The organism is Xanthobacter pollutisoli, assembly GCF_040044995.1.
Lineage (GTDB): Bacteria > Pseudomonadota > Alphaproteobacteria > Rhizobiales > Xanthobacteraceae > Xanthobacter.
Window position 1 is genome coordinate 131,682 of record NZ_JBDZDP010000005.1, and the last position, 24,458, is coordinate 156,139.

The following is a 24,458-nucleotide window of genomic DNA, read 5'->3' on the forward strand; positions in this document are numbered from 1 at the left end:
CACGGGGAAAGCGGAGGCAACGCCATGACGCCGAACTCAAGCGATCCGCAGCGCCGGATCCGGGAACGGGCGCGCCCTGCCGCCCGCGCCGGTGTTCTCGCCGCCCTGCTGCTCGCCGCGACGAGCCTCGCCGCGCCGGCTCAAACGCTTCCGCCGGCGCAGAGCGCCCCCGCCGCCGCGCCGGACTTCGGCCAGGATGCGACGCGCGAGGCCACCTGGGCTGCCATCCGCCCCGATCTCTTCCCCTCGGCACCCATCGGCGAGGCCGACGGCATCCTGCGCATCGAGGCCCCGACCCGGGCGGAGGACGCTGCTCTCGTGCCCATCACCATCGCTATCGCGCTGCCGAAGGGCGATCCGCGCACGCTCAAGGCGGTGACGCTGGTGGTGGACGAGAACCCCGCCCCCATGGCCGGCCGCTTCGGTTTCGGCGAGGGCACCACCGCCTTCACCCTCACCGTGCGGGTGCGGGTGAATTCCTACAGCTACGTGCGCGCCGTGGCCGAGACGAGCGACGGCGCCCTGCATATGACCAAGGCCTTCGTGAAGGCCGCCGGCGGCTGCTCCGCCCCGGCCACCAAGGACACGGCGGAGAGCATCGCCAAGCTCGGCGAGATGCGCTTCCGCTCCTTCGCCCAGTCCGGCCGGCCGGAGGCGCAGGTGCAGATCCGCCATCCGAACTTCTCCGGCCTGCAGATGGACGAGGCGACGCGCGGCTACACCCCGGCCTGGTTCGTCCGCGAGGTGGAGGTGCGTCAGGGCCGGAAGCTGGTGTTCGCCATGGAGGGCGGCATCTCCATCAGCGAGGATCCCACCTTCCGCTTCAGCTACACCCCCTCCGCCGAGCCGGTGACGGTCCGCGCCGAGGACACCGAGGGCAAGACCTTCACCCACACCTTCCCCGGCAACGGCAGCTGAACGCCGCCACAGGCGCGATCATCTCCGCCCGCCGTGTGCGGAGTATCCGCGGCCGCCCCCCTTATCGCCCCGGCGAGCGGCCGGCGCGGTAGGCGGACTGGTCGATGTTGTGGCGGCGCAGCTTGTCGTAGAAGGTCTTGCGCGGGATGCCGAGGGCCGCGACGGTGGCCTGCACGTCGCCCTTGTGAGCCTCCAGCGCAGCGCGGATCTCGCCCGCCTCGAAGGCGTCCACCCGCTCCGGCAGCGTGCCGCCCGCCGCCCCCGCTCCGTCCGCCGGCACGGGGGGCGCCGCCTCGGCCAGGCCGAGGGCGACGCGCTCGGCATAATGCACCAGCTCGCGCACATTGCCCGGCCAGTCATGCTCGGCCAGATGGCGCAGCACGCCGGCATCGAGCTCCGGCGGCGGGCGGTTGAAGCGCTCGGCGGCGCGGGCGAGGAAGTGGCCGAACAGCAAGGGCACGTCGCCCCGCCGCTCGCGCAGCGCAGGGATGCGCACCGCCGCCACGTGCAGGCGGTAATAGAGGTCCTCGCGGAAGCTCCCCTGCCTGACCAGCGCCGGCAGGTCCACCTTGGAGGCGGCGACCACGCGGATGTCGACCCGCCGCGTCTCGTTGGTGCCGAGGGGCTGCACCTCCCGCGCCTCCAGCACCCGCAGCAGCTTCACCTGGAGCGCCGGCGGCATGGCCTCGATCTCGTCGAGGAAGAGGGTGCCGCCATGGGCGTGCTCGATGCGTCCCACCCTTTTCTTCACCGCCCCGGTGAAGGCTCCGGCCTCGTAGCCGAACAGTTCGCTCTCGATCACCGTCTCCGGCAGCGCGCCGCAATTCACCGCCACCAGCGGGCGAGCGGCGCGGCGGCTCCAGCGGTGCAAAGCAGTGGCAACCACCTCCTTGCCCGAGCCGGTCTCGCCCTCCACCAGCACGTCCACGTCGGCATCGGCGATCTGGCGCAGGGTCTGGCGCAGGCGCTCCATCACCGCGGTGGAGCCGAGCAAGGGCAGGTCATCCCGCGTCGCCGCCACGGCGCGCTTCAGCTCGCGATTCTCCAGCACCAGCCGGCGCCGGTCGAGGGCGTGGCGGACGCTGGCGATGAGGCGCTCGGAGGCATAGGGCTTGGCGAGGAAATCGTAGGCGCCCTCGCGCATGGCATCCACCGCCATGGCGATGTCGCCGTGACCGGTGACGAGGATGACCGGCAGGTCCGGGTCGCGCGCCTTGAGCCGGCGGAACAGCTCCAGCCCGTCGATGCGCGGCATGCGCACGTCGGTGACGACCACGCCGGCAAAGTCGGCATCGATGGCCTCCAGCGCCTCCGCTGCCGAGGCATGGCCCTCGGCCGCGAGGCCGGCCAGCATCAGCGCCTGCACGTTGGCGGCCCTTAGCGCCGGATCGTCGTCGACGAAGGCCACATCGGTCATGGGATGCTCTCCTCCTCGCCGGCGTCCCTGGCGCGCGGCAAGGTGATGGTGAAGACGGCGCCGCCGGAATTCTCCACCGCCAGCGCGCCGCCGCACTCGCCGATGATGTCCTTGGAGATGACGAGGCCGAGGCCCAGCCCCTGCGGCTTGGTGGTGGTGAAAGGCTGGAACAGCGCCCCCAGCACCTGCGGCGGCAGGCCGGGGCCGTTGTCCGCCAGCGTCACCACCACCGTGTCCGGCCCGGTCTTCGCGACGATGCGGATCGCCCCGTCGCGCCGCGGACCGAGTGCCTCGGCAGCGTTCTGGATGAGGTTCACGAACACCTGCTCCAGCCGCATGCGGTCGCCCGTCACCGCCACGCCCGGCACGTCGAGCTCAAGGGTCAGCGCGATGTCCGCCTGCTGGAGGCGGTAGCGCATCAGCAGGAGGGCGCCGTCGATGACCGGGGCGAGGGCCACCGGCTCGATGCGGGCGGCGGACTTGCGGGCGAAGGCGCGCAGTTCGCCGGTGATGGCGCCGATGCGCTCCGTCAGGCCCTCGATGATGGCGAGATTGTCGGCCGCCGCTTTAGGCTCGCCGCGGGCGAGGAAGGCGCGGGAATTCTCCGCGAAGGTGCGGATCGCCGCCACCGGCTGGTTCACCTCATGGGCGACGCCGGCAGCGATCTGGCCGAGCACGGCGAGGCGGGAGGCCTGTACCAATTCGTCCTGGAGCGCGTCGAAGGCGAGGCGGGCGCTGCGGCGCGCCTCCATCTCCGTCACCAGCAGGGCGTTGGCGGTGGACAGCTCGGCGGTGCGCTCCGCCACCCGCTCCTCCAGCGCGCGGCGGGCCTGCGCCTCCCGCGCGGCGGCGCGCACCCGGCGGCGACGGCGGGTCCAGCCGAAGCCGGCGGCGCCGAGGCCGAGCACCCCCACCAGCGCCGCGGAGGCACGGGCGGCCGTTGTGGCGAGGCGGGTGGTGGCGAGGGTGGGCGCCAGAACCGTCAGCGCCCAGGCGGTGGTGGGCACCGCCATCTGCGCCGCGACGAAATCCTGCGGCGCGGCGCTTCCCGGCAGGCGCACGCGCATCACCCCGCCGGCCTCGGGCGAGGTGCCGAGGTCAATGAGGTCGAGGGGAGCGTCGCCGAACTGGAGGCTCTCGCGGATGGCATCGCGCTCCACGCGCCCGATGGGCGCCGTGGTACGGAAGCGGAAGCCGGGCTCCGAGGCGATGAGGACGATATGGCGCTCGTCGGTGACGAAGGTGGGCTCGGCGAAGCGCCGCCACTCGGCCTCCAGGGCGTCGAACTCCGCCTTGAGCACCAGGACGCCGGCCGGGCCATCCTCGGTCTCCACCCGCTGGGCGAGGTAGAGGCCGGGGCGGTGGCTGACCGTGCCGAACGCGAAATGCTCAGCCCGCCCGTTGGCGAGGGCGTTGCGGAAATAGGGCCGGAAGCCGTAGTCCGAGCCGGTGAAGCTCTCCGGCGTCTGGTAGTTGCTGGCGGCCAGCGTGTGGCCGCTGGCATCGATGAGATAGATGATGCCGGTGCGCGCGCCCGCGGCGAGGGCGGCGAAGCGGCGGTTGAGGTCGTCGAGGCGCTCGGGCGTGGGCGAGGCCAAGGCATGGCGCACGTCGGGATCCTGCGCCAGCACCACGGGCAGCGAGCGCTGCTTCTCGATCTCGCTGCGCAGCACCGCGACGCGCAAAGCGGCGGCCGTCTGCGCGCCCGCCGCGACCTGCGCCACCGCCCAGCGGCGCGCGCCGTAATCGGCCGCGCGATCGAGGCCGACCAGTAGCGCCACCAGCGCGAGCGCCGCCAACGCCCCGGCAGCCAGTCGCCGCCGGGCGGGGGACCATGCACTCTTGGCCACGCTCTCGTTCACTGGATGCCCAGAAAGTGCGGATTTCCGCACAGATTGCGGCGGCAATGTGCGCCCGGCCACACACGATGTCGAGAGCCGACAGAATCGACGCCCAAAAGTGCCAGCAGACTCAAAGTCTTATCTCAGTCCCACCTTCCACGCGGGACTGGCATGCGGCTTGCGCAAAGGGGAGGCGCAACCCGGCATTCCGCGCCGGTCTCAACGAAGCATCCGGCGCCCGCATTGCCCATCCCAAGAGGCACCACGGCCCCGGCGGAGGAAGACCCTCATGGCCCACGCCCTTCCCGCGGCGACGCTGCCGCATGCCCCGCGCAAGTTCTATCATCACCTCTATTTCCAGGTGATCGTCGCCATCGTCGCCGGCAGCCTGCTGGGGCATTTCTATCCCGACCTCGGCGCCAGCCTGAAGCCGCTGGGCGATGCGTTCATCAAGCTGGTGAAGATGGTGATCGCCCCGGTCATCTTCCTCACCGTAGTCACCGGCATCGCCGGCATGCGCGACCTCGGCAAGGTCGGGCGCGTGGCCGGCAAGGCCATGATCTATTTCCTCACCTTCTCCACCCTCGCCTTGGTCATCGGCCTCGTGGTGGCGAACGTTGTGCAGCCCGGCGCCGGGCTCAACATCAACCCCGCCAGCCTCGATCCCAAGGCGGTGGCCGGCTATGCCGCCAAGGCGCATGAATCCTCCATCATCGACTTCCTGATGAACATCATCCCGGCGACGCCGGTCTCCGCGCAGGCCAACGGCGACATCCTCCAGGTGCTGTTCTTCGCGGTGCTGTTCGGCATCGCCCTCGGCGGCATCGGCGATCTCGGCGCGCCGGTGATGAAGGTGTTCACCTCGGCGTCCCACGCCATGTTCCGCCTTGTGGCCATCGTGATGAAGGCGGCGCCCATCGGCGCGTTCGGCGCCATGGCCTTCACCATCGGCAAGTATGGCATCAGCTCGGTGGCGAACCTCGCCATGCTGATCGCCACCTTCTACATCACGGCGGCCCTGTTCATCTTCGTCGTGCTGGGGCTTGTGGCGCGCTACAACGGCTTCTCCTTGTGGAAGCTGCTGCGCTACATCCGCGAGGAGCTGCTGCTCGTGCTCGGCACGTCCTCCTCGGAAGCCGCGCTGCCGGGCCTGATGCTGAAGATGGAGCGGGCCGGCTGCGCCAAGTCGGTGGTGGGCCTCGTGATCCCCACGGGCTATTCCTTCAACCTCGACGGCACCAACATCTACATGACGCTGGCGGCCCTGTTCATCGCCCAGGCCACCGGCATCCATCTGTCGCTGGAAGAGCAGGTGCTGCTGCTGCTGGTCGCCATGCTGTCGTCCAAGGGCGCGGCGGGCATCACGGGCGCCGGCTTCATCACCCTCGCGGCGACGCTCTCGGTGGTGCCCTCGGTGCCGGTGGCGGGCCTCGCGCTGATCCTCGGCATCGACCGCTTCATGTCGGAGTGCCGGGCCATCACCAACTTCATCGGCAATGCCGTCGCCACCATCGTGGTGGCCCGCTGGGAGGGCGAGCTCGACCAGGCCCAGCTCACCCGAGTCCTCGACGGCGAGCCGATCTCGCTGGAAGACGAGTTCGACGACGGCATCATCTCCACCGCCCCGGCCACCGCCGTCGCGGCCGAATGAGCCGAAGGCCCTTCCTCCCCCTGCTCCGCCGCCGTCACGCGGCGGAGCCCTTTTACTGCCCGGTGGTCACGGGCGCCGTCGCTCAGGGGCGGATTCCTCGCCGGCTTCCTTTGGCTCACCGTCTGGCAGGTGCCGCTGCTTGCCCGGTGAGCGGAAGACCACGCGGCGGACAAGTTCGAGCACGCCCAGGCACGCCGCCCCGCCGATGAAGCCGACGGCACCGGTGACGAGCGGAAGGGTCGACGAGCCCGAAATGCCGAAGCCCAGCATCGCGCTTGCCAGCGTCGCCACCAGAAGCACCAGCGCGGCGGCGCGCCCGCGCGGCTGACCGGCATCCGCCAGTGACGCCGCCGCGACACCGGCAAGCAGCGCGGGCACGAGGCTGGCGGCAAGGGCGACCATCAGGATCTCCCACCACAGCCCGCTCCCCACCCGCGCGAAATTGGGGCCCCAGAGCAGCACCACCAGCGTCATCGTCTGCGCCGCGCCGACCAGCGGCCCGATGATGGCGAACACCGCTATGACGAGAAGGGCGCGCAACAGGCGCATGGCGGCCTCACGAATGAACGCGGACGGCGGCGCGCTTCAGCGGCGGCGACGGGCGCGCTGGTCCTCAAGCTTCACGCGCACCGTGTCGAGGGCGCGCAGCGTGCCTTCGAGCCGCCGGGCGATGGCGCGGCGGAACTTGGCCGTCACCTCGGGATGGCGCTCCAGCACTGTGACGAAGGCGGCGCGGGGCAGGCGCAGCAGCACCGTGGTCTCCCCCGCCACTGCGCCCGCGGGGCGGGGCGTCGGGATGATGAGGGCGGTCTCGCCGATGAGCGCGCCGGCGCGCACCTCCTTGACCAGCCGCGGCGCGTCGGGCTTGCGCTCGTCGAGGAGGCGGATGCGGCCGGAGACCACCACATAGGCGCAGTCGGCGATGTCGTTGGTGCGGAACAGCACCTCGCCGGCGGCGAGCCGCATCTCCTGCGCGCTTTCGGCGACGAGCTCCAGCGCCGGTTCGCTGAGCATGTCGAAGGTCGCGACGCCCCGGAGCAGCGCAATGTGCCTGTCGATGCTCACGGACGACGGTTCCTCAAGTGGCGACGGATGCACGCGGACCAAGACGGCCCGTCAGGGCACGAGCTTGTAGCCCCCGGCCTGGGTCGCGAGCAAAGTGGGATTGGAGGGATCGGGCTCGATCTTCTGGCGAAGGCGGTAGATGTGGGTTTCGAGAGTATGCGTGGTGACGCCGGAATTGTAACCCCACACTTCCTGCAGCAGCGTCTCGCGCGGCACCGGTGTTTTCCCGGCGCGGTAGAGATAGCGCAGGATGGCCGTCTCCTTCTCGGTGAGGCGGATCTTCGAGCCGCGGTCGGTGAGAAGCAGCTTGGCGCCCGGCCGGAAGGAATAGGGCCCGATGGCGAAGACTGCGTCCTCGCTCGCCTCGTGCGATCGCATCTGGGCGCGCAGGCGGGCGAGCAGCACGGCGAAGCGGAACGGCTTCACAATATAATCGTTGGCTCCGGCCTCCAGCCCCATGATGGTGTCGCTGTCGGTGTCGTGGCCGGTGAGCATCAGGATGGGCGCCTTGAAGCCGTTGCGCCGCATCTGGCGCACCGCGTCGCGCCCGTCCATGTCGGGCAGGCCCACGTCCATGATGACGAGATCCACCGCACCGTTCTTCGCCTGCTCGATGGCGCCGCCGGCGGTGTCGGCCCCCACCGGCTCGAACTCGTCCTGGAGCTGGAGCTGCTCCATCAACGCGTCGCGCAGTTCCGGGTCGTCTTCGACCACCAGGATTTTCCACGCATTGGCCATCAATTCCTCCTGCGCCCTTGCGGGCGAGCGAATCGCGCAAGTAGAGCATGCACATGGGTTTGCGCAAATTTCCATCCGAGGGTAAGGCCGAAGAGGTATCAGGTTAAGTCATGAGGCAGCGTAATCCTGTGGGCATCTCGCGCATCACCGTCCGCCGCCGGCCGGGGAGCCGCCATCTCGGCCTTCTCGACCTCGGCGGGCGGACGATCCCGGTCGCGCTCGGGCGCTCCGGCATCGCGGCGGACAAGCGCGAAGGCGACGGGCGCACCCCGGCGGGATGCTGGCGCATCGAGCGTCTTCTCTACCGGGGAGACCACGGTCCCCGGCCAAAGACGCGCCTCCCGGCCCGCCCCCTCAGGCCCGCCGACGGCTGGTGCGACGCGCCGTCGGACCGGCGCTACAACCGGCCCGTCACCCTGCCCATGAGCGGAGCGCAAGAGGTGTCGCACGAGCGGATGTGGCGCGCGGACCACCTGTACGACCTCGTGCTGGTGCTCGACCACAACCAGCGCCCGCGGGTGGCGCAGCGCGGCTCGGCGGTGTTCGTGCATCTGGCGCGGCCGGGCTTCTCCCCCACCGAGGGCTGCGTCGCGCTGCGGCGCGGCGACCTCATCCGCCTCCTCGCCGGCCTGCGCCCCGGTGCCATGCTCTGCATCGCGCCGGGATAGGGCCCGCCGTTTCGCGCCGGAGGGGAGGGTGCTATAGAACGTTTTAAATCTGATGCGCCGCCCTCCGCCCCCGGCGCATTCCCCGCCCACCAACGTCCGGGCCGCCATGACGGTGCATCCATGACCGCGCAACCCTCGTTCGATGCGGCGCTCCATCCCCCGCGGGTGGGCCTGTTCTGCACCTGTCTCGTGGACACCATCCGGCCCTCGGTTGGCTTTGCGGCGGCGAAGCTCCTGGAGGAGGCCGGCTGCGAGGTGGACGTTCCGGCACAGACGTGCTGCGGCCAGCCGGCGTTCAATTCCGGCGACCGCGCCACCTCCCGCGCGCTGGCCGAGCAGGTGATCGCGGCGTTCGAGAATTTCGACTATGTGGTCGCGCCCTCCGGCTCCTGCGCCGGCATGATCAAGACCCATTATCCCGAGCTCTTCACCGGCGAGCCGGACTGGTCGGCGCGGGTGGACCGCTTCTGCGCCAAGGTGTTCGAGCTCGTCTCCTTCCTGGTGGACGTGCGCGGCGTGACCCATGTGGACGCCGCCTATGCCGGCACCGTCACCTATCACGACAGCTGCTCGGGCCTGCGCGAGTTGGGCGTGAAGGGCCAGCCGCGCCGGCTGCTCGCCTCCGTGGCCGGGCTGAGCGTCGCCGAGATGAACGATGCCGACACCTGCTGCGGCTTCGGCGGCACCTTCTGCGTGAAATATCCCGACGTCTCCAACGCCATCGTGGAGAAGAAGGCCGCCAACATCGCTGCCACCGGCGCCGACACCCTGCTCGCCGGCGACCTCGGCTGCCTGATGAACATGGCGGGCAAGCTCCAGCGCGAGGGGCACGCCATCAAGGTGCGCCACGTGGCGGAGGTGCTCGCCGGCATGGGCGAGGACCCGGCCCTCGGCATGCCTGCCGCTGCGGAGGCCAAGCGATGAGCGTCCAGATCACCTCGCCCCGCTTCAAGGACAACGCCAAGAAGGCGCTGGCCGACGCGCCGCTGCAGGCCGCCCTCTCCAAGGTCGGCCCCGGCTTCATCGGCCGGCGCGCCGCGGCGGCGGAAAAGCTGCCGGAGTTCGAGGCTTTGCGCGATTCCGCGCGCGACATCAAGAACCACACCCTGGCCCACCTCGACCTCTATCTCGAGCGCTTCGAGGAGAAGGTGACGGCGGCGGGCGGCCATGTGCATTTCGCCGTGGACGCGGCCGAGGCGCGCGACATCGTCACCCGCATCTGCCGGGACCTCGGCGCGCGGACCGTGACCAAGGGCAAGAGCATGATCTCCGAGGAGATCGGCCTCAACGACCATCTCGACGCCGCCGGCATCGAGCCGGTGGAGACCGACCTCGGCGAATATCTCATCCAGATCCGCGGCGAGGCGCCGTCCCACATCATTGCCCCGGCCATCCACCTCAACAAGGAGCAGGTGGAAGCCGACTTCCGCCGGGTGCACGACCATCTCGCACCCGAGCGCAACCTCTCCGAGCCCACCGCCCTGCTGGCCGAGGCCCGCGGCGAGCTGAGGCAGAAGTTCCTGATGGCCGACGTGGGCATCACCGGGGCCAATTTCCTGGTGGCGGAGACCGGCACCTCCATCATCGTCACCAACGAGGGCAACGGCGACCTCACCCAGACCCTGCCCCAGGCGCACATCGTGCTCGCCTCGCTGGAGAAGCTGGTGCCGACCCTGGAAGACGTGAGCCAGCTGCTGCGCGTGCTCGCGCGATCGGCCACCGGGCAGGAGATGAGTGTCTACACCACCTTCTCCACCGGCCCCCGCCGGAGCGAGGACGTGGACGGCCCCGCCGCCTACCATGTGGTGATCCTCGACAACGGCCGCTCCGCCATGCTGGCGGGCCAGTTGCGCGAGATGCTCCGCTGCATTCGCTGCGGCGCCTGCATGAACCATTGCCCGGTCTATCACGCGGTGGGCGGGCACGCCTATGGCTGGGTCTATCCCGGCCCCATGGGCGCGGTGCTCACCCCCTCGCTCATCGGCATCGAGAAGGGCGCCAACCTGCCCAACGCCTCCACCTTCTGCGGCCGCTGCGAGGAGGTGTGCCCGGTGCGCATCCCCCTGCCCAAGCTGATGCGGCACTGGCGGGAGAAGGAGTTCGAGCGCCATCTCACGCCGGCGCCGCAGCGCTTCGGCCTCGGCGTATGGGCCTTCTTCGCCAAGCGCGGCTGGCTCTACCGGCCGGCGACCCGGCTCGCCATGGGGGCGCTGGCGCTGGCCGGGCGCTCCAAGGGGCGTTTCTCGTCCCTGCCACTGGCCGGCGGGTGGACCAGCCACCGCGAATTCCCGGCGCCGCAGGGCGGCACCTTCCAGGCCCAGTGGCGGGCCCGCAAGGCGGCCGAGGCCGAGAAGCGCGCCGCCAGGACCCCGGAGGCCGCCCGATGAGCTCGTCCCGCGACACCGTATTCGCCTCGGTGCGGCGTGCCCTCGGGGTGAACTCGAAGGAGGCGCCGCGCCGCCAGGAGGTGGCCGACCGCATCGCCGGCCATCCCCGCGGCCTGGTGCCCGCCCGCGCGCAGCTGCCGCAGGCGGAGCGCATCGCCCTGTTCCGCGACATGGTGATCGCCGCCGCCGCGAGCATCGACCATTTGCCCTCCACCGACGACGTGCCCGCGGCCGTCGCCGCCTATTTGCGGTCCCGCAACCTGCCCATGACCATCCTGCGCGGCGCCGACCCGCGCCTCGGGGCGCTGCCGTGGGAGCGCGAGCCCACGCTCGACGTATGGATCGGCGCCTCGGACGGGCGCCAGCTCGCCGGCCTGTCCCATGCCTTCGCCGGCGTGGCCGAATCGGGCACGCTGGTGATGCTGTCCGGACCGGACAATCCCTCGACCCTGAACCTCTTGCCCGACCATCACCTGGTGGTGGTGCAGGCGGATGACGTCGCGGCGGACTACGAGAGCGTCTGGACCCGCATCCGTGACCGCTACGGCGCCGGCGTCATGCCGCGCACGGTCAACTGGATCACCGGTCCCTCGCGTTCGGCCGATATCGAGCAGACCCTCCTGCTCGGCGCCCACGGGCCCCGAAGCCTGCATGTGCTGCTGGTGGGCCAGACCACCGCATAGCCAGTCCACCGGCCAAAGATCGGCCCGGATTCAAGGCCTGCGTTTAATGGTGGCGGAATACAGCCCATGCGTGCGAATCAACGCAGCGGCCGTGGCCGCGCCGCGACCCGGCGGACGTGGCGTCAGGCGGGCGCGCCGTGATGCACAGGGGCCACGCGCCGGCGAAAAATGACCGATAAGGCGTTGCTGCTGTGCCGGATAACCATTCGAAGGTTGCCCGTCCGGCGTTTTGCCTTCAGAAAGCCCGACACCATCAGGAACGGTGAGACTCATGAAGTCTGGATTGCGCTTCGTCCAGGCGCTGCTCGCAGCGTTCGTCGTCTTCTGCCTCGTCCAGCCGGCGGCGGCCCAGCAAAATCGCGGGCACGTCTATCTGCTGCGCGGCCTTGCCAACGTCTTCTCCCTCGGCATGGACGACCTCGCCGCCAAGATGAATGCGCGCGGCATCCCCGCGACGGTGCATGAATACGGCCAGTGGGCGTCCCTCGCCAACGCCGCCGCAGCCGAGAGCCGGGCCAACGGCAACGCCCCCATCATCATCGTCGGCCATTCGCTGGGTGCCGACGCGGCGGTGGAGATGGCCGAGCGCCTCACCGCGCTGGGCGCGCCGCCCAAGCTGGTGGTCACCTTCGATCCGGTGGGCGTGACCCAGGTGGGTCCCTCGTCGGGCTATTTCGTCAACTACTACCAGTCCAACAACGGCTACGGGAAGCGGCTGACGGCCGGCGCGGGCTTCCGCGGCAACATCGTCAACCGCAACCTCAACGCGCTTGGCGGGGTGGACCACTTCAACATCGAGAAGTCGCCGCGGCTGCACGAGGAAGTCATCACCCAGGTGCGCTCCATCACCGCGCCGAAGCCCAAGCCCCGGCCGAAGCCGGTTGACCCGGCGGCGCCCACCGCGGCGCCCACGGCGACCACCCCCGGCACCCAGGCGGCGGCCAAGCCCGGCGCGCCGGGCTGAGCGACGGCGGCTCGTCCGCCCGCATCACGTCTCAGAAAGCCATAACAACCGCGGGCTCAGGCCCGCCGTTTTCGTTTGCGACCGGAGGCGAAAGACCTGACGGCGTCAGCTGAGCCCGGACGCCCGCAGCCCGGCCGCCACCACCATGGCGGCCACCACGGCGACGACGTCGCTGCGGGTGAGGCGCGCGGCGATGAGGGCGGCGGCGAGGCCCGCGGCCATGGCGAGGTCGCCATGCACCGCCCCGGGCGCCAAAAGGGCCACCAGCACCGCCCCCGGCAGGCAATCCAGCACCCGCCGAACCCGCGGCGTCACCGGGATGAGCCGCATCATCAGGAAGCCGCTGGTGCGGTTGATGAGGGTGACCCCGGCCATCACCAGGATGGCGGCGAGGGTTTCGGGATTAACGTCCATCATCGGTGAAGCCGCCCGCGATCGCGCCGGCCAAAGCGCCGATGACGATGAACCACCAGCCCGGCAGCAGGAAGGAGGCGGCCACCGATACCGCCGCCGCCACGCCCCAGCCCACCGCCTCGCGCCGGCCCTTCCAGTTCGGCAGCAGCATGGCGACGAAGAAGGCCGGCACCACGAGGTCGATGCCGAGGGCCTTGGGATCGGGAATCCCGCCGCCGATGAGGTGCCCCGCCAGCGTCGCGGCCACCCAGAAGATCCAGGTGATGAGGCCGGAGCCGACGAAATAGCCTACGTCGTTGCCGCCCTCGCCGTGGTAGCGCAGCGCGGCGGCCCAGTTGTTGTCGGCCATGAACAGGAGCGCCGGATAGGCCTTCCACGCCGGCAGGGTGCCGAGCCACGGCCGAAGCGAGGCGCCCATGAGCACGTGGCGCATGTTCACCGTCATGGTGAGGAAGCCGAGCGCCAGAAGGGTGCCGGCGCTCCAGTGCCGGGTCCAGCCTTCCAGCGCCACCATCTGGGCGAGGCCGGCGAACACCAGCGCGCTGGAAAGCCCCGCCTCCACGAGCGAGAAGCCCTTCTGCACGGAGGCCGCGCCGAAGGCCATGCCGAAGGCGGCGATGCCCGGCATGAGCGGCAGCATGGCGCGCGCGCCATCCACCATGCCGGCGACGGTGAGGGGAGCTTGGTGCGGCTTGCTCATGAAGGGATTGAATTAACAGGACAGGGTCGCGATTGCCGACCTTATGGACGGGGCCGGGGCGAAGGCCAACCCGTTTTCGGACACAGCTCGCCGCCCAGGCTTGCGCTGGCGGCAAGGCTGCACTGGCCGAATACCTTAGGCCGCGGCCTCCGCCTCCAGCAGATGGGAGAGGCCCTCGTCCCAGGGCGGCACCCCGCCGTGGCCCTGGCCATAGAGGGCCGCGAGGTGGTCGATGAACACCCGCACCTTCTGCGGCAGGAAGCGCCGGCTCGGATAGACCGCGAACAGGCCGACCCGGTGCGAGGCGCGCCAGCGCGGCAGCACCACAGTGAGCGCCCCCGAGCGCAGTTCCGGCCCCACGTCCCAGGTGGAGCGCAGCGCGATGCCGACGGAGGCCAGCACCGCTTCGCGCACCACCTCGTTGGAATTGGTCCGCAGCTGGGAATGCACCCGCAGCGTTACCTGCCCCTCCGGCCCCTCCAGCCGCCACGGGTCCTGCCCGTGGGTGGCCAGCAGGACATGGGAGGAGAGTTCGGAGATGTGCCCCGGCGCGCCGGCGCGGGCGAGATAGGCGGGGGTGGCGCACAGCACCCGGTGCACCGGGGCGAGGCGCCGGGCCACCAGGCTCGAATCGTCGAGGTCGGCGATGCGCACGGCCACGTCGAAGCCCTCGCCCACGATGTCCACGAAGGAATCGGACAGCTCAAGGTCGATGGTGAGGTCAGGATTGACCGCCATCAGCGGCAGCAGGTGGGGCGCGATGTGGAGCCGGCCGAAGGAGGTGGGGGCAGAGACCCGAAGCAGGCCGCGCGCCTCGGAGGACTTCCGCGCCAGCTGGCTCTCCGCCTCCTCGATGGAGGCGAGGATGGCCACCACCCGCTCGTAGAAGCCCTGCCCCGCCTCGGTGAGCGTGACCTTGCGCGTGGTGCGCTGGAACAGCCGCGCCCCGAGGCGCTCCTCCAGCCGCTGCACCCGCTTCGACACCACCGGCGGCGACAGCCCCATCTCCCGGCCGGCGGCGGACAGGCTGCCGGCGGTGACGATGCGCGCGAAAATCTCCAGATCGCCCAGATTGCCGATCATCCGCCGGCCCGTCTCCCGTGACCGCCGGCCTGCCGGCGGGATTGTTTTGGATCGCGGAGGCGACTTTATCCACGAGGGAAACAATCCGCGACGTTTTTTCCCGATGAACCGATTATAGTCGCTCCAACAAGAACAGGTGCTTCAAGGGACGCCGACATGACGGGAACGGCTCCGGGCCTCAGGCTGCCGGAAGCGGACGCGCGGGTCCTCGCCCGCCGGGACGAGATCATCGCCGCCCTCAGGGCCATCGTGCCCGGCGAAGGCGTCATCGCCCACGAACGGGAGATGCGCCCCTATGAATCCGATGGCGTGACCGCCTATCGCCAGCTGCCGCTGGTGGTGGTGCTGCCGAGCACCACGGCGCAGGTCTCCGCCGTGCTGAAATATTGCTACGACAACGAGATCCGCGTGGTGCCCCGCGGCGCCGGCACCTCCCTCTCGGGCGGCGCGCTGCCGCTTGAGGATGGCGTGCTGCTGGGCCTTGGCAAGTTCAACCGCATCCTCGACATCGACACCGCCAACCGGGCCGCCGTGGTGCAGCCGGGCGTCACCAACCTCGGCATCTCCAAGGCGGTGGACCATCTCGGCTTCTATTACGCGCCCGACCCTTCCTCGCAGATCGCCTGCACCATCGGCGGCAACGTGGGGGAGAATTCCGGCGGCGTGCACTGCCTCAAATACGGGCTGACCACCAACAACGTGCTGGGGGTCGAGATGGTGCTCATCACCGGCGAGGTGGTGCGGCTGGGCGGCAAGCATCTCGACGCCGGCGGACTCGACCTCCTGTCGGTGGTCATCGGCTCGGAGGGGCTGCTGGGCGTGGTGACGGAAGTCACCGTGCGCCTCCTGAAGAAGCCGGACACCGCCCGTGCGCTGCTGGTGGGCTTCCCCACCTCCGAGGATGCGGGGGAATGCGTGGCGCGGATCATCGGCGCCGGGATCATCCCCGCCGCCATCGAGATGATGGACCGCGACGCCATCGCTGCCGCCGAGGCCTTCGTGAACGTCGGCTACCCGCTCGACGTGGAGGCGCTGCTCATCGTCGAGCTGGACGGGCCGGAGGCGGAATGCGCCCATCTGCTGGAGGAGGTGACGCGCATCGCCGAGGCCTGCAATTCGGTAACGCTGCGCGTCTCCACCAGCGAGGCGGAGCGGCTCGGCTTCTGGGCGGGGCGCAAGGCCGCTTTCCCGGCGGTGGGGCGCCTCTCGCCGGACTATCTGTGCATGGACGGCACCATCCCGCGCCGCCAGCTGCCCTTCGTGCTGGCCCGCATGCGGGAATTGTCGGCCGAATATGGCCTGCGCGTCGCCAACGTGTTCCATGCCGGCGACGGCAATCTGCACCCGCTCATCCTTTATGACGCCAACGCCCCAGCCGAGCTGCACAAGGCGGAATCGTTCGGCGCCGACATCCTGCGCCTGTGCGTGGAGGTGGGCGGCGTGCTCACCGGCGAGCACGGGGTGGGCGTGGAGAAGCGCGACCTGATGCCCACCATGTTCAACGAGGTGGACCTCGACCAGCAGCTCCGCCTCAAATGCGCCTTCGACGACAAGAGCCTGCTCAATCCCGGCAAGGTGTTCCCGACGCTCCACCGCTGCGCCGAGTTCGGCCGCATGCACGTGTCGGGCGGCGCCCTGCCCTTCCCCGACCTGCCGCGCTTCTAGAAGCCGCGCCCTTCCTCGCACCGAGGCTTTCACCGATGAGCGACATCATCGCAGCGCGCGACGAACAGGAGGTCGCCGAGGCCGTCCGCGCCGCCCTCGCCGCCGGCAAGACGCTGGACGTGCGCGGCCGCGGCACCATGCAGGCCCTCGGCCGGCCGAGCCAGACCGACCTCACCCTCGACCTGTCCGCCCTCTCCGGCGTCACCCTCTACGAGCCGGAGGAGCTGGTGCTCTCGGCGCGCGCCGCGACGCCCCGCGCGGACGTGGAGGAGATGCTCGCGGCCAGCGGCCAGATGCTCGCCTTCGAGCCGGTGGATCTCGGCCCCCTGCTGGGCGGGGCCGCCGCCGCCGGCACGGTGGGCGGCATGTTCGCCGTCAATATTTCCGGCCCGCGCCGCATCAGCCACGGCGCGGTGCGCGACCACGCCCTCGGCCTCAAGGGCGTGTCGGGGCGCGGCGAACCGTTCAAGTCCGGCGGAAGGGTGGTGAAGAACGTTACCGGCTACGACCTGCCCCGCCTGATGGCCGGCGCCTTCGGCACGCTGTGCATCGCCACCGAGATCACCCTGAAGGTGCTGCCGCGCCCGCCCATGGAGGAGACGCTGGTGGCCCCCGTGGCCTCGCCCGCCGCCGCGGCGGCCGCACTGTCTGCCGCCATGGGCTCGTCCTGCGAAGTGTCCGGCGCCGCCTTCCTGCCGGAAGGCGTGGCGGCGCGCCTGCCTGGCCTCGCTGGGGCCCGCGCCGTGGTGGCGCTGCGCATGGAGGGCGTCGCGCCCTCGGTGACGGCCCGCCGCGCCATGCTGCTGGACATTCTGGGTCCTGCCGGCGACGTGCTGGCCACCGACCCGTCCCGCGCCTTGTGGCAGGCGCTGCGCGATGTCGCGCCCTTCTGTGGTCTCGGCACGCGCGCCGTGTGGCGCATCTCCACCCCGCCCAAGGCCGGCCCGGAACTCGCCGCCCGCCTCACCGCCGATCTCGGCGGAGAGGCCTATTGCGACTGGGCCGGCGGCCTGATCTGGCTGTGCCTGCCCGGCGAGGCCGCCCATGCCGAGGTCGTGCGCACGGCGCTCGCGCCCCACGGCGGCCACGCCACCCTGATCCGCGCCACCGCCGCCGAGCGGGCACGCTCGGCTGTCTTCCAGCCCCTGGAGGGGGCGCTGGCGGCGCTGACGAAGCGGGTGAAGGAGAGCTTCGATCCCGGCCTCGTCCTCAATCCCGGCCGCATGCATGCGGGGATGTGAGATGACCCCTTTGTCCCCTTCGATCCGCCGCCAGGGCTGAGCGACCATGCAGACCACCTTCTCCCTCGCCCAGCTCGCCGACCCGCACGTGGCGGATGCCAACGCCATCCTGCGCAAGTGCGTGCATTGCGGATTCTGCACCGCCACCTGTCCCACCTACGTGCTGCTGGGCGACGAGCTCGATTCGCCGCGCGGGCGCATCTACCTCATCAAGGACATGCTGGAGAACGACCGGCCGGCGACGCAGGAGGAGGTCAAGCACATCGACCGCTGCCTCTCCTGCCTCTCCTGCATGTCCACCTGCCCCTCGGGCGTGAACTACATGCACCTCGTGGACACCGCCCGCGTCCATATCGAGAAGACCTATTCGCGCCCGCCCGCCGACCGGGCCATCCGCGCCCTGCTGGCGAAGGTGCTGCCCTATCCCGACCGCTTCCGCCTCGCCCTTATGGGCGCGATGGCGGGCAAGCCGTTCGCCGGGCTCTTCGCCAAGGTGCCAGGGATGAAGCCGCTCGCCGCCATGCTGCGCCTATCCGGCGGCCTGCCCCATGGCCGCGACGCCTATGACCGCGGCGTGTTTCCCGCGCAGGGGCCGCGCCGCGCCCGCGTGGCGCTGCTGAAGGGCTGCGCCCAGCCGGTGCTGAACCCCGGCATCGATGCGGCGGCGGTGCGCCTCCTCACCCGCTCGGGGGTGGAGGTGGTGCGGGTGGAAGGCGAGGGCTGCTGCGGCGCCCTGGTGCACCACATGGGCCGCGAGGAGGAGGCGCTCACCTTCGCCCGCACCAATGTGGACGCCTGGATCCGCGAGATGGACGGACCGGGGCTCGACGCCATCCTCGTCACCACCTCGGGCTGCGGCACGCCCATCAAGGATTATGGCCACATGCTGCGCCTCGATCCGGCCTATGCCGAAAAGGCGGCGCGGGTCTCGGCCATTGCCCGCGACATCAGCGAGTTCGCCATGACGCTGGAGCTGCCGAAGGCGGAGCGGCCCATGGGCCGGCGCGTCGCCTATCATTCCGCCTGCTCGCTCCAGCACGGCCAGAAGGTGAAGACCCAGCCGGTGGAGCTGTTGCGCCGCGCCGGCTTCGAGGTGACGGAGCCGTTCGACCCGCATCTGTGCTGCGGCTCGGCCGGCACCTACAACATGCTGCAGAGCGAGCTGGCGGGCCAGCTCAGGGACCGCAAGGTGGCGACTCTGGAGGCGCTCAGGCCCGACGTGATCGCCGCAGGCAATATCGGCTGCATGACCCAGATCGGCTCGGGCACCGGCATTCCCGTGGTCCATACGGTGGAGCTTCTGGACTGGGCCACCGGCGGTCCCGCCCCGGCCGCGCTCGCCGGTGCGGCCCGCGCGGCCTGAGCCGGGGACGGCGTCGCATCGGCCCATTCTTGCCCTGGGGGCAAAGACCCATGTGCGGGATGGTCAATAGACCTTCGTCGGATGCGACGTTTCGCGCAGCGCCGCATTGCGATAGAGCAGCAGCCATTCCCGGCCGCGCCGCCGCGCGCCGGTCCTCGTATCCGAGTGCACCATGGCCCGCGCCTTCGACCTGACCCTCTACCTCGTCACCGACCCCCGCCTCGTCGCGGCGCGGGGCCTGGTGGCGACCGTCGCGGCGGCGGTGAAGGGCGGCGCCACCCTCGTCCAGCTGCGCGATCCCGAGGCCCACGGCCGCGCGCTGGTGGAGCAGGCCCGCGCCCTCAAGGCGCTGCTCAAACCCCTCGGCATCCCCCTCATCGTCAACGATCGGGTGGACGTGGCGGTGGCGGCGGATGCCGACGGCGTGCATCTCGGCCAGGACGATATGGCGCCGGCCGATGCCCGCGCCCTGCTCGGCCCCGACCGCATCCTCGGCCTCTCGGTGGGCACACCCGCCGAGTTCGCCGCCTCCGACCTTGCCGGCGTCGATTATCTCGGCGTCGGGCCGGTGACGGCCACCGGCACCAAGGCCGACGCCGGCGCCGCCATCGGCACCGCCGGCCTCGCGGCCGTGCGGGCGCTGACCCGCCTTCCCATCGTCGGCATCGGCGGCATCGACCGCGCCCTCGCCGCCGACGTGATCCGCGCCGGGGCAGACGGGGTGGCGGTGGTGTCCGCCATCTGCGCCGCCCCCGACCCTGAAGACGCCGCCCGCGCGCTGAAAGCTGCCGTCACGGCCGCGCGCTGACGCCCCCATCCCGTCCGCAGGCTGCCACGGCCGGCGGACGGTTCCGACCTGCAGCGACGCCACGCGTTGCAGTCCATGCCCAGAGGAGAACCGACATCATGTCGTCCCCCGCTTTGAAGACCGCATCCGCGGCTGGCATCGAGGTCACCGGCGCCCTCGGCCCCCGCTTCGACGAGATCCTCACCCCCGACGCGCTCGCCTTCGTCGCCGACCTGCAGCGCGCCTTCAACCCCACCCGCAAGGCCCTGCTGGACCGCCGCACCGAGCGCCAGGCGGCGTTTGACGCCGGCACGCTGCCGGACTTCCTGCCCGAGACGCAAGCGGTGCGCGCGGGCGACTGGACCATCGCCGACCTGCCGGCTGACCTCCTCGACCGCCGCGTCGAGATCACCGGGCCGGTGGACCGCAAGATGATCGTCAACGCGCTGAACTCCGGCGCGAAGGTGTTCATGGCGGACTTCGAGGATGCGTCCTCGCCGGTGTGGGCCAACATGATCGAGGGCCAGATCAACCTGAAGGACCGCTGGGCCGGCGCCATCGACTTCGTCGATGCCGGCAACGGCAAGTCCTACAAGCTCGGGCGCAATCCGGCAGTGCTCATCATCCGTCCGCGCGGCTGGCACCTGCCGGAAGCCCATGTGCTGATCGACGGCGAGGAGGCCTCCGGCGCGCTGTTCGACTTCGGCCTCTACGCCTTCCATAACGCCAAGGCGGCGCTGGCCCAGGGCTCCGGCCCCTATTTCTACCTGCCGAAGACCGAGAGCCATCTCGAGGCGCGGCTGTGGAACGACGTGTTCAGCTACACCGAGAAGGCACTCGGCCTCGCCCACGGCACCATCAAGGCCACGGTGCTGATCGAGACCCTCCCGGCCGTGTTCGAGATGGACGAGATCCTCTACGAGCTGAAGGACCACATGGCCGGGCTCAACATCGGCCGCTGGGACTACATCTTCTCCTTCATCAAGCGGCTCGGGAAGAACGACCGCTTTCTTACCCCAGACCGCGCCCGCATGGTGATGAGCGAGGCCTTCCTGAAGGCCTATGGCGCGCTGCTGGTGAAGACCTGCCACCGCCGCAACGCCTTCGCCATGGGCGGCATGGCGGCGCAGATCCCGGTGAAGGGCGATCCGGCCGCCAACGCCGCCGCGTTCGCCAAGGTGAAGGCCGACAAGGAGCGCGAGGCCTCCTCCGGTTGCGACGGCACCTGGGTCGCCCATCCCGATCTCGTGCCGGTGGCGCAGGAGGTGTTCGACCGCCTGATGCCCGCCGCCAACCAGCGCGACGTGGCGCGCGCCGACGTCACCGTCAGCCGCGACGACCTCCTGGAGGTGCACCAGGGCGCGCGCACCGAGGCGGGCCTTCGGGAGAACATCCGCGTCGGCGTGCAATATATCGAGGCGTGGCTGCGCGGCCGTGGCGCGGTGCCGCTCTACAACCTGATGGAGGATGCGGCCACCGCCGAGATCTCCCGCGCCCAGGTGTGGCAGTGGATCCACCTCGGCGCGACGCTGGACGACGGGCGGGTGGTGACGGCCGAGCTGTTCCGCACGCTGCTGGACGACGAGATGGCCAATCTGCGCTCGGTGCTGGGGCCGGAACTCTATGATGCCGGTCGCTTCCCGGAGGCCATCAAGCTGTTCTCGGACATGTCGCTGGCCGACAGCTTCGAGGAGTTCCTGACCCTGCCGGCCTACCGCCTCATCGCCTGAGGCGCCTCCCGCCGCGCCGCCCCCTCCTCTGCGGGAGAGGGTTGGCGTGGGGGCAGCCGTGCTGCTGCGGGACCGTGGGGCGGTGCAGGCTCTTGCCCGCCGCCGCCCCTGAGCCGTTGTGCTCCGGCTTGACCGGAGCACCCATCTCTCCTTTGCACACACCGCTCGGCCAAGGCACGGGCCGCGCGGTGTGTGCAGGTATGGGCAAGCCGTCGCTCCCCTCTCCCCGGCGGGGAGAGGGTCAGGGTGAGGGGGAAGGGATCTCGGGGGCCGAAAGCCCGCTCGAGAAAACGGCGGCGGCGCCCCTCACCCCGGCCCTCTCCCCGCGGGGAGAGGGAGCCGTACCGCTCCGGGTCTTCCACGGCAGCTCCCGGTCGAGGCATGGGCCCTCCGGTCAAGCCGGAGGGCGACGATTGTGGGTATCAAAGGACGCGCGCGGCCCCCATTGCCGTCGTGCGCCGGCTTGACCGGAGCACCCATCTCCCCGTTGTGCGCAGCTCCCGGTTCGAGGCACGGGCCCTCCGGTCAAGCCGGAGGGCGGCGGTGGGAGGAGCAAGTCCGCGTTCCCCCCATCCGCGCCGTCGTGCTCCGGCTTGACCGGAGCACCCATCTCTCCGTTTTTCGCAGTGCCCGGTCGAGGCATGGGCCCTCCGGTCAAGCCGGAGGGCGACGATTGTGAGGGCAAAGGACGCGCGCAGGTAAGCGGGCCGGGCCGCAGCCCTCCCGGCCCCAGCCTCAGAAGCTGAAGCCCACCTGGAGGCGGCCCTGGTTGCGGTCGAAGTTCACGAGGTCGAGGTTGGAGTTCCACGGCAGGTCGGCCTGGCCCGCCACCTGGAACGACCACGTTGCCTTGACGAAGAAATTCTCGGTCACCTGGGCGTAGATGGACGGGCCGAGATAGACCGCCCAGCCCTGCCGGTCGCCGAAGCTCGCGCCCTCGTAGGCTGCGAGATAGCGCACCTCGCCGCCGATGAAGATGTCCTTGAACACCTGCGCGGTGACTGCGCCCGAAAGTTCAAGTCCCGAGCCGGCCGACCAGGAGGTGATGAAGTCCTCGGTCTCGCGCTCCCACTCCGGCGCATAGACGAGATTGACCGCGGCGAAGAGGAAGTCCTTGGACAATTCCCAGTCGGCGGCGAGGCGGAACTCGATGCCGTAGGCGGTGCCGCGCTCGCCGCTTGCCTCGTCGTAGCGCGCCCATTCCGGCTCGACGGAGAGCGACAGGCCGAAGGGCGAGGTCTTGCGGTCGAGAAAGCGGTACTTCAGCTCGAAGAAGGCGCCGCCGAAGCCGCCGCCGCTCACGTCGTCGAAGCCGGGCACGCGGGAGATGTCGAAGGCGTTGAGGGCGGCGCCGACGGCCACCTTGAAATCATCGGTGACGGCGTATTCGAACTCGGCCTCGCCAGTGTAGGCGGCATAGGAGCCGCCGAGCCGGCCGAAGCGGCCGTCGAGGGTGAAGGAAACCTCCTTCTCGCCCTTCTCGCCGGTGTCGGTGCCGAGGGTGAAGCCGAAGATGTTCTCGGTTTCGATGCTCTCTTCCTCTGCCACGGCGCCGGGGCCCTTGGGGGCGTCGTCGTCATCGTCGGCACGGGCGAGCGCGGGCGAAAGCAGCGGCAGAGCGGCGACCAGTGCCGCGAGCGCGAGCCTGCCGCAGTGACCCCTCGAATTCCGATTCATCGTTCCCACCCCCGCCAGTACCTCTAATTTGGTACCGGCGAGAGCTCGCCGGGGTCAATCGCGGTAATTCTTATTATTCTTTAAAGTCAGGGCTTTCGCGGCGAACGTCAAAGACTGTGGCTGTACTGCCACATCCGGCAATCGGCACGGGAAAATTCCCCTCCGCGCGAGGCTGAGGGCCATTGATCGGAGCCGGACGATGTGGCGGCTGAGATGCAGATGGCAGAGACGAATGTGTGGGTGCTTCGATCCCAGCGGGTGGCGATGCGGCGCCAGTCTTTCAACACCGTAGGCCCCAGGGCCGGTACGCCGCCACGGGCATGACAAGCCTGGACGGTTCTGGCGCGCCGCTCCAATGCTGATCTATTGGGCGCTGTTTACGGCGGCTTGATCATGGCTTCATGACATCGCCGTCATAGAGCATCTTGTAGTGGATCTGTCCGCCGCTTTTGAACGGCTCGAATCCATTCTCCAGAAATGCCGACACCAATGCGGCACTGATCAGGATGACGAAGAGCATGGTGACCATCGCGGCACCCTTCGGCGGCCCCGCGGCCTCCTCGCCTTTGCCGTGCATAAAGGCGTTTGCGAGATAGGCGAGGCTGAAGAGCGAATAAAATACCGCGGCCGTCAGCGCGATATAACCCCAGTCGTACATATGCAGCCACAGAAAGGCTGCGCCGGTCGGCGGGGTGCCGGGTGGGGCGTGGACGAACATCTGAAGCAGCGAGATCAGGCTACCGACCAGCGCCGCAACGGCGCTCATCACATAGTTCCAAGGGTTGCTCCCATAGCGGATGTTGAGGAGTAAACCTCCCCCGAAAATGATGAAAGCCAAACGTTGAAGATTGCACAACGCGCAGGGGAGCTCTCCCAGAACCAGTTGATAGTAAAACGCCAACACGAGAGTTCCGCAAACTCCCGCAAGCGCAACCACATCGAATGTCCTAGAGAGCCGCATCACCATGCTCCGAAGGTTGAGAGCAACTCCAGATGGAATGAGCCGTGAAAAAATCCCCAGATTATCATTAGCAATATTGTAAAATACCAAGCTATGCGGGCGTAGTATTGATTGCGCAGAGACAATGCTGCCCCGAATAAAGCTGCAAGGAAAGGGATAAAACCCATGAACATCTTGGAACCTCGCTTTTTGGGCGTGTTTCCGCAGCTGATTCGGTGAGATGAACTGACGAGCATTTTAGGTCGTGCAGATGGATTCGAGCAAGATGAATACTGCGACGACCTGTCTGGCGCCGTTCCGTCTCAGACGTCGGATGCGGCTGCGCTGGACATGGACCTGCGATGGAAGCCCCGTGACCCGACTTGCCGTTGCTCTGGCAGGCAGAACCACCCGTTCGTCATCACCTGCGCCGACAATCCCGGCGATCTGGCAAATGAGCGCGCGCTGGCGAGTGCGAGCGAAGCGCGATTAGCCTATATCTTCTCGGCGCTCCTTGAGGCGTTGC

General features: G+C 69.7%; 22 protein-coding genes. 12 read left to right on the plus strand and 10 right to left on the minus strand.

From position 1 onward, the window contains the following. Nucleotides 1–24 precede the first annotated feature (24 nt). The gene (locus tag ABLE93_RS12895; protein ID WP_348840214.1) at nt 25–918 is read left to right on the plus strand and encodes a quinoprotein dehydrogenase-associated SoxYZ-like carrier; all 894 of its coding nucleotides are present in this window, start codon (nt 25–27) and stop codon (nt 916–918) included. 61 nt (nt 919–979) lie between these two features. Here ABLE93_RS12895 and ABLE93_RS12900 read toward each other — a convergent pair whose 3' ends face one another. Together ABLE93_RS12900 and ABLE93_RS12905 are read right to left on the minus strand one after the other, a co-directional pair. Further along, entirely contained in the window at nt 980–2,335 is a 1,356-nt protein-coding gene (locus tag ABLE93_RS12900; protein ID WP_348840215.1) for a sigma-54-dependent transcriptional regulator, read from the minus strand. Further along, nucleotides 2,332–4,185, minus strand: a complete 1,854-nt coding sequence (locus tag ABLE93_RS12905) for a sensor histidine kinase (RefSeq protein WP_348840216.1) — start codon at nt 4,183–4,185, stop codon at nt 2,332–2,334. Before ABLE93_RS12905 ends, ABLE93_RS12900 begins: the two co-directional genes overlap by 4 nt. Nucleotides 4,186–4,465: 280 nt before the next feature. On the opposite strand from ABLE93_RS12905, the gene ABLE93_RS12910 reads away from it, so the two are divergent. Next, on the plus strand, nt 4,466–5,827 hold the full coding sequence (locus ABLE93_RS12910; protein WP_510183017.1) for a dicarboxylate/amino acid:cation symporter: 1,362 nt from the start codon (nt 4,466–4,468) through the stop codon (nt 5,825–5,827). Between the two features lie 66 nt (nt 5,828–5,893). Here the strand turns inward: ABLE93_RS12910 and ABLE93_RS12915 are convergent, their stop codons facing one another. From ABLE93_RS12915 to ABLE93_RS12925, 3 genes are read right to left on the minus strand one after another with little or no spacing between them, the layout of a single operon-like run. Further along, the gene (locus ABLE93_RS12915) at nt 5,894–6,376 is read right to left on the minus strand and encodes a hypothetical protein (RefSeq protein WP_348840218.1); all 483 of its coding nucleotides are present in this window, start codon (nt 6,374–6,376) and stop codon (nt 5,894–5,896) included. 36 nt (nt 6,377–6,412) lie between these two features. Beyond that, complete coding sequence (locus ABLE93_RS12920) at nt 6,413–6,892, minus strand: cyclic nucleotide-binding domain-containing protein (protein WP_348840219.1); 480 nt, start codon at nt 6,890–6,892, stop codon at nt 6,413–6,415. Nucleotides 6,893–6,943: 51 nt separating this feature from the next. Further along, complete coding sequence (locus ABLE93_RS12925) at nt 6,944–7,630, minus strand: response regulator transcription factor (protein ID WP_348840220.1); 687 nt, start codon at nt 7,628–7,630, stop codon at nt 6,944–6,946. Nucleotides 7,631–7,740: 110 nt separating this feature from the next. Here ABLE93_RS12925 and ABLE93_RS12930 point away from each other — a divergent pair, with 110 nt between their 5' ends. From ABLE93_RS12930 to ABLE93_RS12950, 5 genes are all read left to right on the plus strand, one after another. Next, nucleotides 7,741–8,298, plus strand: a complete 558-nt coding sequence (locus tag ABLE93_RS12930) for a L,D-transpeptidase family protein (protein WP_348840221.1) — start codon at nt 7,741–7,743, stop codon at nt 8,296–8,298. A gap of 120 nt (nt 8,299–8,418) precedes the next feature. Further along, nucleotides 8,419–9,222 carry a (Fe-S)-binding protein gene (locus tag ABLE93_RS12935; protein ID WP_348840222.1) on the plus strand — a complete coding sequence of 268 codons (804 nt, stop codon included), beginning with the start codon at nt 8,419–8,421 and terminating at the stop codon, nt 9,220–9,222. After that, a complete protein-coding gene (locus ABLE93_RS12940; RefSeq protein WP_348840224.1) occupies nt 9,219–10,685 on the plus strand; it encodes a LutB/LldF family L-lactate oxidation iron-sulfur protein in 1,467 nt (488 codons plus the stop codon). The genes ABLE93_RS12935 and ABLE93_RS12940 overlap by 4 nt, the downstream gene beginning before the upstream one ends. Further along, nucleotides 10,682–11,368: a LutC/YkgG family protein gene (locus tag ABLE93_RS12945; protein WP_348840225.1), complete on the plus strand. Its 687-nt coding sequence runs from the start codon at nt 10,682–10,684 to the stop codon at nt 11,366–11,368. The genes ABLE93_RS12940 and ABLE93_RS12945 overlap by 4 nt, the downstream gene beginning before the upstream one ends. A gap of 271 nt (nt 11,369–11,639) precedes the next feature. Beyond that, entirely contained in the window at nt 11,640–12,332 is a 693-nt protein-coding gene (locus tag ABLE93_RS12950) for a thioesterase domain-containing protein (protein ID WP_348840226.1), read from the plus strand. 105 nt (nt 12,333–12,437) lie between these two features. On the opposite strand, the gene ABLE93_RS12955 is transcribed toward ABLE93_RS12950, so the two are convergent. The 3 genes from ABLE93_RS12955 to ABLE93_RS12965 all read right to left on the minus strand — a co-directional run bounded on the left by ABLE93_RS12955 (nt 12,438) and on the right by ABLE93_RS12965 (nt 14,529). Further along, nucleotides 12,438–12,749 (minus strand): branched-chain amino acid transport AzlD family protein, encoded by a 312-nt coding sequence (locus ABLE93_RS12955; protein WP_348840227.1) that lies wholly within the window; start codon nt 12,747–12,749, stop codon nt 12,438–12,440. Beyond that, nucleotides 12,736–13,446, minus strand: coding sequence for an AzlC family ABC transporter permease (locus tag ABLE93_RS12960; protein WP_348840228.1), 711 nt, complete (start codon nt 13,444–13,446; stop codon nt 12,736–12,738). Before ABLE93_RS12960 ends, ABLE93_RS12955 begins: the two co-directional genes overlap by 14 nt. 135 nt (nt 13,447–13,581) lie before the next feature. After that, nucleotides 13,582–14,529: a LysR family transcriptional regulator gene (locus ABLE93_RS12965; RefSeq protein ID WP_510183018.1), complete on the minus strand. Its 948-nt coding sequence runs from the start codon at nt 14,527–14,529 to the stop codon at nt 13,582–13,584. Nucleotides 14,530–14,685: 156 nt separating this feature from the next. On the opposite strand from ABLE93_RS12965, the gene ABLE93_RS12970 reads away from it, so the two are divergent. The 5 genes from ABLE93_RS12970 (at nt 14,686) to aceB (ending at nt 21,315) form a co-directional block, all read left to right on the plus strand. Continuing rightward, the gene (locus ABLE93_RS12970; RefSeq protein WP_348840230.1) at nt 14,686–16,194 is read left to right on the plus strand and encodes an FAD-linked oxidase C-terminal domain-containing protein; all 1,509 of its coding nucleotides are present in this window, start codon (nt 14,686–14,688) and stop codon (nt 16,192–16,194) included. A 35-nt stretch (nt 16,195–16,229) separates the two neighbouring features. Beyond that, nucleotides 16,230–17,435, plus strand: a complete 1,206-nt coding sequence (glcE, locus tag ABLE93_RS12975; protein ID WP_348840231.1) for a glycolate oxidase subunit GlcE — start codon at nt 16,230–16,232, stop codon at nt 17,433–17,435. A 46-nt stretch (nt 17,436–17,481) separates the two neighbouring features. Continuing rightward, complete coding sequence (gene glcF, locus ABLE93_RS12980; protein ID WP_348840232.1) at nt 17,482–18,798, plus strand: glycolate oxidase subunit GlcF; 1,317 nt, start codon at nt 17,482–17,484, stop codon at nt 18,796–18,798. A 172-nt stretch (nt 18,799–18,970) separates the two neighbouring features. Continuing rightward, a complete protein-coding gene (gene thiE / locus ABLE93_RS12985; protein ID WP_348840233.1) occupies nt 18,971–19,606 on the plus strand; it encodes a thiamine phosphate synthase in 636 nt (211 codons plus the stop codon). Between the two features lie 98 nt (nt 19,607–19,704). Then, nucleotides 19,705–21,315: a malate synthase A gene (gene aceB, locus ABLE93_RS12990; protein WP_348840234.1), complete on the plus strand. Its 1,611-nt coding sequence runs from the start codon at nt 19,705–19,707 to the stop codon at nt 21,313–21,315. 735 nt (nt 21,316–22,050) lie between these two features. Here aceB and ABLE93_RS12995 read toward each other — a convergent pair. After that, nucleotides 22,051–22,992: a DUF6662 family protein gene (locus ABLE93_RS12995; protein ID WP_348840236.1), complete on the minus strand. Its 942-nt coding sequence runs from the start codon at nt 22,990–22,992 to the stop codon at nt 22,051–22,053. A 391-nt stretch (nt 22,993–23,383) separates the two neighbouring features. After that, nucleotides 23,384–23,959 (minus strand): disulfide bond formation protein B, encoded by a 576-nt coding sequence (locus ABLE93_RS13000; protein WP_348840238.1) that lies wholly within the window; start codon nt 23,957–23,959, stop codon nt 23,384–23,386. Nucleotides 23,960–24,458: the final 499 nt, after the last annotated feature.

Bases quoted from the DNA above. Each gene is read 5' to 3' on its own strand.
- ABLE93_RS12895 (WP_348840214.1), top strand. From the start codon at position 25: ATGACGCCGAACTCAAGCGATCCGCAGCGCCGGATCCGGGAACGGGCG.
- ABLE93_RS12900 (WP_348840215.1), bottom strand. From the start codon at position 2,335: ATGACCGATGTGGCCTTCGTCGACGACGATCCGGCGCTAAGGGCCGCC.
- ABLE93_RS12910 (WP_510183017.1), top strand. From the start codon at position 4,466: ATGGCCCACGCCCTTCCCGCGGCGACGCTGCCGCATGCCCCGCGCAAG.
- ABLE93_RS12915 (WP_348840218.1), bottom strand. From the start codon at position 6,376: ATGCGCCTGTTGCGCGCCCTTCTCGTCATAGCGGTGTTCGCCATCATC.
- ABLE93_RS12925 (WP_348840220.1), bottom strand. From the start codon at position 7,630: ATGGCCAATGCGTGGAAAATCCTGGTGGTCGAAGACGACCCGGAACTG.
- ABLE93_RS12930 (WP_348840221.1), top strand. From the start codon at position 7,741: ATGAGGCAGCGTAATCCTGTGGGCATCTCGCGCATCACCGTCCGCCGC.
- ABLE93_RS12935 (WP_348840222.1), top strand. From the start codon at position 8,419: ATGACCGCGCAACCCTCGTTCGATGCGGCGCTCCATCCCCCGCGGGTG.
- ABLE93_RS12940 (WP_348840224.1), top strand. From the start codon at position 9,219: ATGAGCGTCCAGATCACCTCGCCCCGCTTCAAGGACAACGCCAAGAAG.
- ABLE93_RS12945 (WP_348840225.1), top strand. From the start codon at position 10,682: ATGAGCTCGTCCCGCGACACCGTATTCGCCTCGGTGCGGCGTGCCCTC.
- ABLE93_RS12950 (WP_348840226.1), top strand. From the start codon at position 11,640: ATGAAGTCTGGATTGCGCTTCGTCCAGGCGCTGCTCGCAGCGTTCGTC.
- ABLE93_RS12955 (WP_348840227.1), bottom strand. From the start codon at position 12,749: ATGATGGACGTTAATCCCGAAACCCTCGCCGCCATCCTGGTGATGGCC.
- ABLE93_RS12960 (WP_348840228.1), bottom strand. From the start codon at position 13,446: ATGAGCAAGCCGCACCAAGCTCCCCTCACCGTCGCCGGCATGGTGGAT.
- ABLE93_RS12965 (WP_510183018.1), bottom strand. From the start codon at position 14,529: ATGATCGGCAATCTGGGCGATCTGGAGATTTTCGCGCGCATCGTCACC.
- ABLE93_RS12970 (WP_348840230.1), top strand. From the start codon at position 14,686: ATGACGGGAACGGCTCCGGGCCTCAGGCTGCCGGAAGCGGACGCGCGG.
- glcE (WP_348840231.1), top strand. From the start codon at position 16,230: ATGAGCGACATCATCGCAGCGCGCGACGAACAGGAGGTCGCCGAGGCC.
- glcF (WP_348840232.1), top strand. From the start codon at position 17,482: ATGCAGACCACCTTCTCCCTCGCCCAGCTCGCCGACCCGCACGTGGCG.
- thiE (WP_348840233.1), top strand. From the start codon at position 18,971: ATGGCCCGCGCCTTCGACCTGACCCTCTACCTCGTCACCGACCCCCGC.
- aceB (WP_348840234.1), top strand. From the start codon at position 19,705: ATGTCGTCCCCCGCTTTGAAGACCGCATCCGCGGCTGGCATCGAGGTC.
- ABLE93_RS12995 (WP_348840236.1), bottom strand. From the start codon at position 22,992: ATGAATCGGAATTCGAGGGGTCACTGCGGCAGGCTCGCGCTCGCGGCA.
- ABLE93_RS13000 (WP_348840238.1), bottom strand. From the start codon at position 23,959: ATGGTGATGCGGCTCTCTAGGACATTCGATGTGGTTGCGCTTGCGGGA.